This window comes from Thermosynechococcus vestitus BP-1 (assembly GCF_000011345.1).
In the GTDB taxonomy this organism is placed as follows: domain Bacteria; phylum Cyanobacteriota; class Cyanobacteriia; order Thermosynechococcales; family Thermosynechococcaceae; genus Thermosynechococcus; species Thermosynechococcus vestitus.
This window is the reverse complement of record NC_004113.1, coordinates 91,309-105,221: the sequence shown is the minus strand read 5'-3', so window position 1 is coordinate 105,221 and position 13,913 is coordinate 91,309. Positions and strand designations below refer to the sequence as shown.

Annotated in this window: 12 protein-coding genes and 1 pseudogene; 7 read left to right on the top strand and 6 right to left on the bottom strand. The window is 53.7% G+C overall.

Annotated elements, in window-relative coordinates:
• Window positions 1–85: 85 nt before the first annotated feature.
• Window positions 86–1,081 (bottom strand): glycosyltransferase family 2 protein, encoded by a 996-nt coding sequence (locus tag TLL_RS00625; RefSeq protein WP_011055982.1) that lies wholly within the window; start codon window positions 1,079–1,081, stop codon window positions 86–88.
• A 55-nt stretch (window positions 1,082–1,136) separates the two neighbouring features.
• Here TLL_RS00625 and TLL_RS00620 point away from each other — a divergent pair, with 55 nt between their 5' ends.
• Complete coding sequence (locus tag TLL_RS00620) at window positions 1,137–2,111, top strand: hypothetical protein (protein WP_011055981.1); 975 nt, start codon at window positions 1,137–1,139, stop codon at window positions 2,109–2,111.
• Here TLL_RS00620 and TLL_RS00615 read toward each other — a convergent pair.
• Genes TLL_RS00615 through TLL_RS00605 form a run of 3 tightly spaced genes read right to left on the bottom strand, consistent with a single transcriptional unit; the run spans window position 2,108 to window position 4,068 of the window.
• Window positions 2,108–3,682 (bottom strand): right-handed parallel beta-helix repeat-containing protein, encoded by a 1,575-nt coding sequence (locus tag TLL_RS00615; RefSeq protein WP_164920642.1) that lies wholly within the window; start codon window positions 3,680–3,682, stop codon window positions 2,108–2,110. The two genes, TLL_RS00620 and TLL_RS00615, sit on opposite strands and share 4 nt — an antisense overlap.
• The gene (locus TLL_RS00610; RefSeq protein WP_011055979.1) at window positions 3,646–3,843 is read right to left on the bottom strand and encodes a lipopolysaccharide assembly protein LapA domain-containing protein; all 198 of its coding nucleotides are present in this window, start codon (window positions 3,841–3,843) and stop codon (window positions 3,646–3,648) included. Before TLL_RS00610 ends, TLL_RS00615 begins: the two co-directional genes overlap by 37 nt.
• The gene (locus TLL_RS00605) at window positions 3,844–4,068 is read right to left on the bottom strand and encodes a hypothetical protein (RefSeq protein WP_164920641.1); all 225 of its coding nucleotides are present in this window, start codon (window positions 4,066–4,068) and stop codon (window positions 3,844–3,846) included.
• Between the two features lie 261 nt (window positions 4,069–4,329).
• Here TLL_RS00605 and TLL_RS00600 point away from each other — a divergent pair, with 261 nt between their 5' ends.
• The 5 genes and pseudogenes from TLL_RS00600 to TLL_RS00580 all read left to right on the top strand — a co-directional run bounded on the left by TLL_RS00600 (window position 4,330) and on the right by TLL_RS00580 (window position 9,524).
• Window positions 4,330–6,354, top strand: a complete 2,025-nt coding sequence (locus TLL_RS00600) for a GspE/PulE family protein (protein ID WP_011055977.1) — start codon at window positions 4,330–4,332, stop codon at window positions 6,352–6,354.
• 69 nt (window positions 6,355–6,423) lie between these two features.
• A complete protein-coding gene (locus TLL_RS00595) occupies window positions 6,424–7,521 on the top strand; it encodes a type IV pilus twitching motility protein PilT (RefSeq protein WP_011055976.1) in 1,098 nt (365 codons plus the stop codon).
• Between the two features lie 30 nt (window positions 7,522–7,551).
• Window positions 7,552–8,773: pseudogene (locus TLL_RS13410) on the top strand (type II secretion system F family protein).
• Between the two features lie 8 nt (window positions 8,774–8,781).
• On the top strand, window positions 8,782–9,255 hold the full coding sequence (locus TLL_RS00585) for a J domain-containing protein (protein ID WP_011055973.1): 474 nt from the start codon (window positions 8,782–8,784) through the stop codon (window positions 9,253–9,255).
• Entirely contained in the window at window positions 9,252–9,524 is a 273-nt protein-coding gene (locus TLL_RS00580; protein ID WP_011055972.1) for a DUF3143 domain-containing protein, read from the top strand. The genes TLL_RS00585 and TLL_RS00580 overlap by 4 nt, the downstream gene beginning before the upstream one ends.
• 20 nt (window positions 9,525–9,544) lie before the next feature.
• On the opposite strand, the gene TLL_RS00575 is transcribed toward TLL_RS00580, so the two are convergent.
• Window positions 9,545–9,880 (bottom strand): hypothetical protein, encoded by a 336-nt coding sequence (locus TLL_RS00575; RefSeq protein ID WP_011055971.1) that lies wholly within the window; start codon window positions 9,878–9,880, stop codon window positions 9,545–9,547.
• 314 nt (window positions 9,881–10,194) lie between these two features.
• Window positions 10,195–11,346: a cysteine desulfurase family protein gene (locus TLL_RS00570; protein ID WP_172598138.1), complete on the bottom strand. Its 1,152-nt coding sequence runs from the start codon at window positions 11,344–11,346 to the stop codon at window positions 10,195–10,197.
• Window positions 11,347–12,087: 741 nt separating this feature from the next.
• Here TLL_RS00570 and ltrA point away from each other — a divergent pair.
• Window positions 12,088–13,776: a group II intron reverse transcriptase/maturase gene (ltrA, locus tag TLL_RS00565; protein ID WP_011055969.1), complete on the top strand. Its 1,689-nt coding sequence runs from the start codon at window positions 12,088–12,090 to the stop codon at window positions 13,774–13,776.
• The last annotated feature ends 137 nt before the right edge of the window (window positions 13,777–13,913 follow it).

Here is a 13,913-nt window from a genome sequence, read left to right as displayed (position 1 = left end):
CGATTGAGACCCCTCCGCAACAGACTACCAACGCTCACCATGCCCTAGGGACCGGCTGCCCAACGGTAGAGGGTGGGGGTCCCCCCTAGGAGCTCAGCTGTTGCAGTAGCCATAGCCAACTCCCCAAAAGCCAACGCAAGCCTTGCCAGCGGCGGGATCGCCCCAAGGCAATGACCTCTGGTAGATCAAAAAGCTGGTACACTGCCTGTGCCCGTTGCCACTGCCGTCGGCGCAAAAATCGCCATGTTCCCGCCAAGATAAACTGGTGAAAAAAGTCACACTGGCAGTGCCGTAGTTCCGCTGGTGAGAGAAGAGATAAATCAGCGGCGGCTGCAAAAATCCGCCCTAGAGTCGCCAAGGTCTGGGCTTGGAACATTCCCATCGTCAGGGCTTGATCGTGGATCCTGTAGGCCGCGGTGGCACAGGGAACCGTGTAAACGCCCTTTTGGGCAAAGAATCGTAGCCACTGATAGAGGTCTGTGGCTTCGCCATAGGTGGGATCAAAGTAGCCGACCGCATCGAGGAGCGATCGCCGCCAGATCAAGGCTGGAAACCGCACCAAGGAGGAATGACGCAGCAATTGCCTAAGGGCTTGGGCCGGGGAGAGCCATTCCTGCCGGCGGGGTATCTGCCGTCGCAAACAGCGCTGATGGGAATCTACCAGATGCACCCCAAAGAGAAAGACATCAAACTGGCTACCGTACTGACTGAGGGTTGCTAGAATCGTCGTGATGCCTTGGGGTAGGAGGTAATCATCATCGTGCAACAGCAGGATAAACTCCCCGCAGGCCTTGGCTAAACTCGTATTCCAGTTGGCTACCATGCCTAAGCGTTGGGCATTGTGCTGGTAGTGCCAGTGGCCTGACCAGGGAGCGAGCAAATCGTCTACGGCTGTTCGCGTAGCAGAATCATCGGTAATGACGATTTCCACTTGATCGTGGTATTCACGGGGCAAGGCTGCCACCACTGAGCGCACTGCTGCCACCAGTCCTTGGGGGCGGTTATAGGCGGGAATGCAAACACTCAAGAGGGGGACTTTGTGCCATTTTGGCAAACTTGCACAGTTTGTTGCATAATCCATCGGCGTTGTGCGTTCACTCAAAGGACTCTAGGGCACTGTTTTCGGAGCGATTGCTATGACTTCTGCCACTGTCGATCGCCAGCGTTTGCAAGCGGCCTTGGCTTGCCTCAACCTTAGTTTAGAGGCAGAACTCACCCAATATCGCTGCCATCGCATGGTGCAAGCCCATTCCCCCTTTGAGATGCCCCCGGTTGATCCATCGGCGATCGCCCCACCAGCGAGTGTTCCCCCAACCGCTGTCGCAGAACCTGTTGCACCAACCGTTTCTCCCGTTGTTGGTTCCTTAGCTGTGACCCCTGAGACAGCACCCACCACCGATGAACACGTCAATGAGGGACGTGCGGATCCATTTTTTGAGTTTGATCCGACAGATTTAGCAGAACTGTTACCCCAGTCCTATTCGAGTGATCCCCCTGCTTCCCCAACGCCAAGCCGAACAAAGCGCCCCTTTGCCTCCACTCGTGAGCTGCTCAAGCAGGCACGCAAAAATCAACAGCGTCCTTGGTGGCAGCGGCGGGAAAGCAATCGTCAACATCTTGTGCAACGCTGGTTAATTGTCGTTGGCATTCTTGCCGGGTTGAGTGGCGCAGCCCTGGGATGGTTCAACCGCCGACCCGCTCCCGTCGCCACTAAATCCCCCTCCCCCCCACCTTCAACACCAACAGCAGAATCACCGCCGCCCCCCATTGGCCCTGATATGACGGCACGGGAATTTGCTGATGTCAATCGCAGCACCCTCGCTCAATTGGAACCGGTGGCCAGTCCAGCTCCGAGTGCATCACCCACCCCTACCGCCAGCCCAACCTCATCTGAACCTGAACAGAGAATGCAGATCTCTGTTGAAAAAATGCCCAATGGCTACTATGTGCTGGCTCCCTACAAGGAACCTGCGGACCTAGAAAAAGTCAAAACCGTCGTACCCGATGCCTTTTTGGTGGGGAATGGCGATCAAACCCAGATTCAACTGGGGGTGTTTGTGGATGAGGCCTCTGCCCAAGCAATGGTCAATCAGGTGCGCGATCGCCTCTAGGGGAGAAGCCAGCGATCGCTGGGATGGCCATATCGTTCTTGCCACTGTGACCAAGTGACATTTTCCCCCTCTAGGCGAAAGGGGTAGGGAGCGTGACTCCACCAGTGGTTATCCTCCAGTCTCAGGGTCTGCAGGAAGGCTTCCCCCTTGAGGGTCGTCAGGAGTGGCTCCTGGTGGCTGCCAATCCAATTCCCTTCTAGGTGCCAATCTTGAGACCGAATCGTGACTTCCTCGCCAGTTTCGGGTAGGGTGAGGGTTCGCGGCGAAAGATCGCGGACGCCAATTTGTGCCCCTTGGTTTTGCCAAATCCAGTTGCGGCGCAGGGTCACATGGGCCGCCGCCCAACCAAAAATGCCAGGGGTTTGCAGATAGTTAGGGGCGACGCTGTAGTTATAGGCAATTAAAGAATCTTCAATTGTGACTGGACCCGTGCCCGCCTCTAGAAAAAGACCGACCACGGCATTACCGACAAATTGCGATCGCCGAATCTTGACGTTTTGATTATCGGTGTCAAGCCACAGACCGGCCGCTTGATTCCCAATGGCGCGGTAGTGATCAAAGACGGCGCGGCGCAGATGAAAGTACTTCTCCCCCGCATCCCAATCGTAAAAGCCTGCCCATCCCCCCCGCCAGTTATTCCCTTGGACAAGCACCTGTTGCACCGTGAAGTCCTGCAAATGAACCCCCGCCATGCCCCGCCAGCCATTTTGCAGAAACTGGGTTCGCTCCACCCGCAGGCGATTGCTCTGGTGACTTTCGAGGCCGCCCCAATTATTTGCCCAAAAAGTACAGTCTTTGACCTCAATGTCATGGCTGCGTTCAATGCGCACCGCTTGGGTAAATGTGCCGCCATAGTGTTCAAAGCGTAACCCCACCAAACTGATCAAACCACTGTTTAAAATTCGTAAAGCCTCACGGTGAACAGCGACTTCTAATTCACTGGGTAAGACGCCGGCAGGCAGTGCCACATACAGTTGCTGCTCTGTATCATCCACGTAGAAATCATTGCCCTGCAACTCTAGGAAGGAGAGCCGCTGCCGCAGGGGAGTCTTTTGCCACCACACCAGTTCGCCCCGCTGTGCCACTGGGGGTAAGTCAATATCAAACGCTGTCCAGGGATTACCCGAAAAGCCCCAAGCCAATGTCCAAGGGTGACGGTAAATGGTGAAGTTCGGGGTACTAGAGACCGCTTGCCAATCTGACCATCGTTGACTGCCGCGCAAAATCACGCGATCGCCCGCCTTAGCCAGCAGTCGAAGGGGCGTCTGCCGATGCCGAATGGCTCCTAGGGCCTCCCGATAAATCCCGCCATGAATGTAAATATCTATGGGGCGATCGTGGGCCTGGGCCCACGCCAAGGCAGCACCAATAGTGCGAAAAGGGGTTAGCGGCATTCCCTTGCCCACATCACTGGCTTGGGGATCGGCGGGATTGACTTCTAGGGCTAGGGGTGAGGCCGAAATTGCCGCAATTTTGGGTTGCCCCATCAAGAATAAAACCATCACCAGCAGGATGAACAGCAGGGGTTGGCCCTTCATGGCCGCAGCGGACGGGCTAAATAGGGCACCCACAGGGCGATCGCTGCCACAAAGATCAGGAGCAAGCCCAGGGGCATCTCAATGGATTGCCAAAATAAAAATTTTAGGGACACTGCTTTTGCATTCTGTACGGAAAAGAGGGCGATCGCCCCACTGCTGATCATCCAGAGTAAAAAGAGTAAAAAGCGACGCATTTACTTTTTTCTCTCGGCTTGTTCTGCTTGGCGAATCATCTCCTCCGTTTTATGGTAGCGGTTATAGGTGGAAAACCCCCTAAACATTCCCTTGAGAAAGCCATTCAATTGCTCGCGGGTACTGGCACTTGCTGTGCTCAAAGGTGCTGGCAAAAAGCGATCGCCAAAACCGACAAAGACAAAGCCAACTGCCAGTAGGGGGAAAATCACGTCTTTGACACGCATAGAGCAAACCTCCACAGGATCATGAGGGAATTGAGAGGACGCGCTCACAGGGAGAAAGGATAACTCGTAGTTTCTAATGTGCCGCAGGACTGTCAATCATTTTCAGCCTATGCAAAACCTGGCGATCGCGGTTGCGAAACATTCATCACCAGAATTGCCGACAAAAATGTCAATAAAAATAAACCGTGAAAATACCCATGAAATCTCTGGGAAGGTTGTTGCTACTATAGTAGGCAAGCCATCGATACCCCAACATGCCCTATGGTCAACACATCCCCATCTTCCTCTCGCAAAGCACTTACCGTACGGGGTAGAGCCGCTAGCCCCACAGAACGGGCCATTGTTGCTTCCGGTTACGCCAGTATCGATCAAGTGCGGGAAGCTATGAACACCGCCCGCAAAACTGGCAAGTCCCTAGTAGCCGTGTTGCAGGAGATTACGGGCACCACGATGCCCCCCGATGTGTTACGCCAGTACCACAAACAACAGCTTTTTGAACTCAAAGTCATCTATGGGGTTGATTGCCTCGATCCCGAACTCAATCGTTTCCCCACTGAGCAAATCGAGGAACTGATTGCCACAATTGTACCCATTGACACCTGCCGCACCTACCAAGTCATTCCCATTGCCAAGCACCTGGATGCCGACCCCCCCTATCTGTTGGTGGCGATGGTCGATCCCGACAACCTCCAAGCCATTGACAACCTTACCCGTCTGCTGCGCAGTCATAACCTCACCCTCAAGCGGATGGTAATTACCCTAGAGGACTACCAACGCCTCATTGATCCGATTCTCAATAAGCAGGTGGCAGAAACCGCCGCCAGCAAAAATGCCCCTGCCGAGATCGGTGACCTCAACATTGAAGAAGACATCGAAGCCATAGGCGGCCTCGAAGAGGTGGCAGGGGAACAGGAAGTTGACCTCGCTGAAGCCTTAAGGGGGGCAGAGGATGCGCCCATTATTGCCCTGGTGAACAAAATCCTAGCCAAGGCGCTCACCGAAGGGGTCTCTGACATCCACGTCGAACCCCAGGAGGAATACCTGCGGATTCGTTTCCGCAAAGATGGGGTGCTCCACCAAGCCTTTGATCCACTGCCAAAGAAAATCGTGCCAGCGGTAGTTTCTCGCTTCAAGATCTTGGCTGACCTCGATATTGCGGAGCGGCGTGCCCCCCAAGATGGTCGTATCCGCAAAATGTTCCAAGGGCGACGGGTGGACTTCCGCGTGAATACCCTCCCCAGCCGCTGGGGTGAGAAAGTGTGTTTGCGGATTCTCGATAACTCCGCCACTCAATTGGGTCTCGACAAACTGATTACCGACCCTGAGAGTCTTGCCATCGTGCGGGAAATGACCAAGCGCCCCTTTGGTCTCATCCTCGTTACAGGTCCGACGGGTTCAGGGAAAACCACCACCCTGTACTCAGCACTCGCCGAATGTAATAGCCCCGGTGTCAACATCAGTACAGCAGAAGACCCGATTGAATACACCCTGCCGGGCCTGACGCAGGTGCAGGTCATTCGGGAAAAGGGCATGGACTTTGCCTCAATTCTACGGGCCTTTCTCCGCCAAGACCCCGATGTCATTCTGGTGGGGGAAACCCGCGACAAGGAAACAGCAAAAACCGCTATTGAAGCTGCCCTGACGGGTCACTTGGTGTTAACCACCCTGCACACCAACGATGCGCCGAGCGCGATCGCCCGCCTTTCGGAAATGGGAATTGAGCCTTTCATGGTTTCCGCTTCCCTGATTGGTGTCGTGGCACAGCGCCTCATGCGGCGGGTATGCAGTGAGTGTCGCATTCCCTACACCCCTACCCCTGAAGAACTAGCCCGTTTTGGACTATCAGCCTCTAAGGACGTTAACCTCACCCTCTACAAAGCCAATAAACTCACACCCGAGCAGATTCAAGCGGCCAAAGCCAGTGGCCAACCCATCTGTAGTAAATGTGGTGGCGTAGGCTACAAAGGACGGGTTGGTGTTTATGAAATCATGCGGGTGACCGAACGGCTACAACGCCTGATTACAGAAGCTGCCCCCACCGAGCAAATTAAAGAAGCCGCCGTCGAAGAGGGGATGAAAACCCTGTTGGCCTACAGCTTGGAGCTTGTTAAACAGGGACTGACAACCTTTGAGGAGGTGGAGCGGGTGACCTTTACAGACACTGGGCTAGAGGCAGAGCTGAAAGCCAAGCGGAAGAGCTCGCTGACCTGTCGCGGTTGTGGTGCTGAACTGGCGCCTGAGTGGTTGGATTGTCCCTATTGCATGACTCCCCGCTTTCTAGATTAAACCAGCAGTGAAGTTACAGGAAACTAAAGCTAGACAGTAACCTTTTAACGACCAAACGAGGAGCACCCTATGGAGTTGATGATTGAGGATCTCATGGAGCAGGTCGTGGCCAACGGTGGTTCAGACTTGCACATTTCAGCAGGTATCCCCCCCTACGTACGCATCAGCGGTAAATTAACCCCAATGGATTACGAGCCCCTTACCCCAGAGCAATGCCAGCGCCTGATCTTCAGTATGCTCAACAATACCCAACGCAAGCACCTAGAGCAAAACTGGGAGTTGGACTGCTCCTATGGCGTGCGGGGTTTAGCCCGGTTCCGCGTCAATGTCTATAAAGATCGGGGGACCTATGCCGCTTGCTTGCGGGCTTTGAGTTCCAAAATTCCCACGTTTGAGCAGTTGGGCTTGCCCAACATTGTTCGCGAAATGAGTGAGCGGCCACGGGGCTTGATTCTGGTGACTGGGCCGACGGGATCAGGGAAAACCACAACCTTGGCGGCAATGATTGACCTGATCAACAAAACCCGCGCTGAGCATATTCTGACGATTGAAGACCCGATTGAGTTTGTCTATGAACCAATCAAGAGCCTGATCCACCAGCGGCAGGTGGGGGAAGACACCAAGAGTTTTGCCAATGCCCTACGGGCAGCGCTGCGGGAAGACCCCGACATTATCCTCGTGGGTGAGATGCGCGACTTGGAAACGATTCAGCTTGCCATCACAGCAGCGGAAACAGGTCACTTGGTCTTTGGTACGTTGCACACCAGTTCAGCAGCACAAACCGTTGACCGCATGGTGGATGTGTTTCCCCCTGAGCAGCAACAGCAAATTCGCGTCCAGTTGTCCAACTCCTTGGTAGCCGTCTTTAGCCAGACACTGGTTCCGAAGAAAAATCCCAAGCCCGGTGAATTTGGACGGATTATGGCGCAAGAGATCATGGTGGTTACCCCTGCTATCTCCAACCTGATTCGCGAAGGCAAGACGTCACAGATTTATTCGGCAATTCAAACGGGTGGCAAGCTGGGGATGCAAACTCTTGAAAAGGTGCTGGCCGATTATTATCGTGCCGGCATCATCACCTATGAAGCAGCAATGGCCAAGTCTTCGCGTCAGGACGAGCTGCAACGTCTTATTGGTAGCGGTACACCGGCGGCAGTAGCACGCTAGTGAGTCATCATTGAGAAGGGGTATTGGGTCATGGCAACCTACGAAGTGCGGATACGGGATGCCGAAGGCAAGTACAGGACTGTCCGCGAAGACGCTGCGACACCACGGGAAGCACGTATGGCCTTGCAATTGCAAGGGGTACAGGTTTTGGAGGTCAAGGAGGCGAAAAAATTCACCCTCCAGTCCGACCTTGACCTCAGCTTCCTCGCGAAAATTACGGTGAAGGATCGGGCCATCTTTGCCCGCCAGTTTGCGGCACTGGTGAATGCAGGCGTGGCCTTGGTGCGCGGGATCGGTGTATTGGCGGATCAATGTACCAACCCAAAACTGAAAAAAATCCTCATGGCGGTCAACAATGATATTCAGCAGGGGAGTACCCTAGCCGATGCCATGCGCCCCCATCCAGAGGCCTTTGATAACTTATTTGTGGCCATGATCCAAGCGGGGGAAACGGGGGGGGGTTCTCGACGAAGTGCTCAACCGTCTGTCAAAGTTACTAGAGGATCAAGCTCGCCTCAACAACCAGATTAAGTCTGCTTTGACCTATCCCGTGGTGGTGGGGCTGCTGGCGGTGGGCATTTTTCTAGGGATGGTGATTTTCCTGATTCCTGTGTTTGAGGGAATTTTCAAGCAGTTGGGGGGAGAATTGCCTGCCTTTACAGCCATGATGGTGGCTCTTAGTCAATTCCTGCGCACACCTCAGTACATGGGGTTGCTCATTGTTGCTATCGTGGCTTTGGTTGTGGGGATTCGCTTCTACTACAAGACCCCTAATGGCCGCCTGACGATTGATGGCTTGCTGCTCAAGTTACCTCTCTTTGGCGATTTGGTGGAAAAAACGGCGGTGGCACGTTTCTGCCGCACCTTTGGTTCCCTGTCTCGTTCTGGGGTGCCCATTTTGCGCTCCCTTGAGATTGTCAGTGCCACAGCCGGTAATCAAGTGATCTCCAATGCCATTGACCGTGCAGCCAAAGAAGTCCAGACAGGGGGGATGCTCAGCCTTGCCCTGCAAAAGGAACGGGTCTTTCCAGTTCTCGCGACCCAGATGATTAACGTGGGCGAAGAGACAGGGGAATTGGACAAGATGCTGATGAAGGTGGCCGACTTCTATGAAGATGAAGTGGAACAGGCAGTGAAGTCCCTGACAAGTGTGATGGAACCCTTGATGATTGCGGTATTAGGGGGTATGGTAGGGTCAATCCTGGTGGCGATGTACCTGCCCATGTTCAAGATCTTCGATCTGGTCAAGTAAGCTTTGCCATGGCACATCTGTCCCCGTCGCGAACCCACTACGACATCCTGGAGGTGGCCCCCACGGCCTCGTTGGCAGAGATTCGCCGCGCTTATCGGGAAAAGAGTAAGCTCTACCACCCTGATACGACGACCTTGCCGCTGGCGATCGCCCGCGAGGAGTTTCATCGCCTCAATGAGGCCTACGCAGTGCTGACTAACCCAGAGCAACGGCAGTGGTATGACTTGCAATTGCGCCTGCGGTCACAGTCAAAACCGCTAAGCACGACGGCGATAGGTGCCTCTTCCCGCGCTCAGGGGTCTGTGCGTTCCACTGCTGTGCCGACCGACGATCGCCCCCTCTCGCCGGGGGAGCTATTTGCCCTGTTTATCTTGGGGCTCACCTTTGTCAGCTGTCTGGTTCTGGCGGTGATTGTCGGTTTGTCCCAACAGGGGCAAGAATGGATCTTGCAAATTGTCAGTCGCATCTCAGAGGTCGGATGAATACACTGCCTAACCCCCAAACTCCCCTCTACAACCATGGCCTGCCCCAAATTGAAGCATGGCTACAGCAAAAGGGCTGTGTGCGGGACGAAACAGATATTCACTGTTGGGAGTTAGAGTATCCCCAGTGGTCAGCTCGGATTTGCTTGGATATTGAGGAGCTACAGGTGGTCTACCACGATCGCCTTGAGGGCAGTGTGACTCAGCGTTCTTTTAAGTACTCCTGCCCCCGTGCTGAGGTGGAGGAGGCCATTTTTGCGGGTCCTTAGTCCTTAAATGCCCACAGACATCATCGTGGCATTGCAGGGGCTGCTTCTTGGCTGGCTTGATCCTTAATCCGCTTCAGGCCAAAAATCCAGAGGATTTGATCTTCAATGGCTGCTGCTTGCTCTTTTGCACCTGCTTTTAACAGCAGTTGATGGGTCATCATCAGCTTCTCAATTTCAGCCACTTGGGTGCGGACTTCTTCCTCTTCCAAATAGAGACTCTCGAGGACTGCATTCAGGTCGGCTTCGGGATCTGCCACTAAGCAAGCCCCTTCCACCACTACGGATTTGAGTTGTCCTTGGTATTGCCGCAACAGGCGGCGAATTGTATAAGCAGTAATGGGCAATAATTTTGCCATGTTGCCTTCCCCCAACTTTTATGTCGGCATCTTAAGAAGTGATAGAAGTGATTTCCCACTGTCTATTTCCACCCCTGGGCAAGTCTTGTGGGGGATCAACAGGGGATATAACTATTCCTTTCTTTAAGGATTGATTTACCGTACGTTATTATTCTATGAACTCTGCAACTCGGGGATCATCCGTGATCCCACGTAAAAGCCCTTTTAGATGTGATTTAGATCACACAAAGCGTGATATTATCGGCATTTGAGAATATCGTAAATTTATGTGAAGAAACTGTAAGTATTAAAAAATATCAAGAATCTAAGAATCTCTATTTCGAATGGCGTAGTTGCCAAATGCTACGGCCAATCTGCTCAAGGGCAGTATCAATGTCTGCCTCTGTGGTGGTGCGCAGCAGACCAAAGCGCAGCGAGGCACGGGCAAGGGTAGGCGATCGCCCCAAGGCAAGGAGAACATGGGAGGGGGTAGGTTTTTCACTACTACAGGCTGCCCCCGTTGAGAGGGCAACATAGGGATAAATGGAGCGCAGAAGGACATTGCCGTCAACCCCAGCAATACTGACATTGAGACAGTTGGGCAAACTCTGTTGCCAATCACCATTGAGATAGATATCCCCCAGGGAAACCAACCCCTGCCACAGTCGTTCCTTGAGATGCCACAAGTAGGGAATATCCGTTGCTTGACGTTCCTGAGCCAGCTGCACCGCTGCTCCAAAGCCGACAATGAGGGGAGTGGCTAAGGTTCCCGATCGCCAGCCCTGTTCTTGAGGACCGCCGTGGAGTTGAGGCGCCAGTTGCACGCGGGGGCGATCGCGCCGCACATAGAGGGCACCAATACCCTTGGGTCCATAGAGTTTGTGGGCAGTCAGGGACATGAGATCCACCTGAAGCGCCTGAACATCCAAGGGAATTTTGCCCAGGGCCTGGGCGGCATCAGTGTGGAAGAGTACCCCGCGATCGCGACAGCGGCGACCAATCTCAGCTAAGGGTTGCAGCACGCCAATTTCATTGTTGGCAGCCATCACAGACACCAAGAGGGTCTCGGGCGTAAAGGCTTGCTCTAACTCAGCGAGATCAATAAACCCTTTCTCATTCACCCCCAGATAGGTCACCCGAAAGCCCAGGGACTCCAAATAGCGGCAGGGGGCAAGCACCGCATTGTGTTCCGTCTGTACGGTAATGATATGGCGACCGCGACTATGGTAGGCTTCCGCCACCCCCTTGATGGCCAAATTGTTGGCCTCGGTCGCACCACTGGTAAAAATTATCTCCTCTGGATGGGCATGGATGGCTGCGGCAATGGTTTCGCGGGCAACATCAATGGCGGCAGCGGCCTCCCAACCGTAGGCATGGCCACGATTACTGGGATTACCAGGGCGATCGCTAAAATAGGGCAACATTGCTGCTAACACTTGGGGGTCCACCGGTGTAGTGGCTAGTCCATCTAAGTAAATTGGCCTCATTCCCAATCTTCCCAAAAACCCTCGCAAGCAATCCCCCCTCACTGGCCAGTCAGGCAACCTAGGGGTAGAAGGCGCCAAGGGGGGCTATATTGGAAATGATAGAGATTTTCCCAGGGTTGGCCGAGCGTTGCGACGCGAAAGCTAGCCAGATGATTGTCCCACTAGCCCAACAAGCTAGAACGGGACCGGTTGTTCCCCCAACCGTAGCCTAGGGAGGCATGCGTGACTGGTAACGGTCAGGTGTGAAGCCCTCCCGACAATGTAGCCCGAACCGCAAGGTTGAAGCTGAATCCGTGAGGAGGAAGCAACTTCACCAGTGTCAGGTGATAGGGAACTAGGCTTGAGGGTATGGTGAGCACATGCGAAGTGATGTCAGAAGCCTCGTCACAGACCAACAGGCCAAAGACACTGATAGGCCTGAGCCAAAACGGCAAATGGATAGGCTACATCGCCCGCTCGTCGGTGTACGGGGACGTCAATCCATCGGGGCACAGTCACCACCTAACCCCTCGTGTCATCTGGTTGGAACGCGGTAAGCCCGTATCCTCGCCTTGAACACTCAAGGCAGGCAAACCGTAAGGAATGCTGATGGGGGTGCGGGTATGGGATGCAGGAGAAAGCGAATGCCGGTCTGTAATGGACCGGATAGGGGTTGAGGAGACAATCCAACATCACCCCGCCCGAAAGGGAGCAGACTTCCTGCTGGTCTCTCTTTGCGAGATAGCCTGTAGAACCTCTTGAATGGAGACAAGGCAAATGGCAGTGGAACAAACCACTGGTGCGGTCACCAACCAAACGGAAACAAGCTGGCACAGCATAGACTGGGCCAAAGCCAACCGTGAGGTAAAGAGGCTGCAAGTGCGTATCGCAAAGGCTGTGAAGGAAGGACGCTGGGGCAAAGTGAAAGCTTTGCAATGGCTCCTGACCCACTCGTTCTACGGCAAAGCCCTCGCCGTGAAACGGGTAACTGACAACTCGGGCAGCAAAACACCTGGTGTGGACGGGATAACCTGGTCCACACAAGAGCAGAAAGCCCAAGCCATAAAGTCCCTCAGGAGAAGAGGCTACAAACCCCAACCCCTGAGGCGGGTATACATCCCGAAAGCAAGCGGCAAGCAGCGCCCGCTAGGAATCCCGACAACGAAGGACAGGGCAATGCAGGCATTATATGCCCTAGCTCTAGAACCTGTCGCGGAAACCACAGCGGATCGGAACTCATACGGGTTCCGTCAAGGACGGTGCACGGCAGATGCTGCCGGGCAGTGCTTCACTGTGCTAGGCCGATCTGACTGTGCAAAATATATCCTTGATGCTGACATCACCGGATGCTTTGACAACATTAGCCACGAATGGCTACTAGACAACATCCCGCTGGACAAAGAGGTTCTGCGGAAGTGGCTTAAATCTGGGTTCGTCTGGAAACAGCAACTCTTCCCAACCCATGCTGGGACACCTCAGGGAGGGGTAATCTCCCCAATGCTGGCCAATATGACCCTAGATGGGATGGAAGAATTGCTGAAGAAACACCTCAGAAAACAAAAAGTCAACCTCATACGATATGCAGGCGACTTTGTCGTAACTGGTGAATCAAAGGAAACCTTGGAAAAGGTTACAACTGTAATCCAAGAATTCCTCAAGGAAAGGGGCCTTACCCTATCAGAAGAAAAGACAAAGGTCGTTCATATCGAAGAAGGATTTGACTTTCTTGGATGGAACATTCGCAAATATGGTGAGAAGCTTCTCATCAAACCTGCGAAGAAGAACATCAAGGCGTTCCACAAGAAAATCCGAGACGCACTGAAGGAACTCAGAACAGCCACCCAGGAAGCTGTGATAGACACACTCAACCCAATTATCAAAGGCTGGGCTAACTATCACAGAAACCAGGTTTCCAAAAGAATCTTCAACAGAGCGGATGACAATATCTGGCATAAATTATGGCGATGGGCAAAACGTCGGCACCCAAACAAACCAGCCCGATGGACAAAGAACAAATACTTCATCAAAATCGGGAATAGGCACTGGGTGTTTGGCACATGGAAAAAGGACAAAGAGGGAAGGTTACGGTCCAGATACCTAATTAAAGCCGGAGATACTCGAATCCAACGTCATGTCAAAATCAAGGCAGACGCCAATCCGTTTCTCCCAGAGTGGGCAGAATACTTTGAGGAACGCAAGAAACTCAAAGAAGCCCCTGCTCAATATCGGCGCATCCGCCGAGAACTATGGAAGAAACAGGGTGGTATCTGTCCAGTATGCGGGGGTGAAATTGAGCAAGACATGCTCACTGAAATCCACCACATATTGCCCAAACACAAGGGTGGTTCTGACGACCTGGATAATCTTGTCTTAATCCACGCCAACTGTCACAAACAGGTGCACAGCCGAGACGGTCAGCACAGCCGGTTCCTCTTGAAAGAGGGGCTTTGAGAGGCCTGAGCCGGATGTGGGGAAACTCACAAGTCCGGTTCTTAGGGGGCGGGGATGGCAGTAATGCCTCCCTGCTACCCGGCGATGAGGCAGCGAACTCATAATTCGCCATAGGCTGGTTCGACTCCAGCACCCTG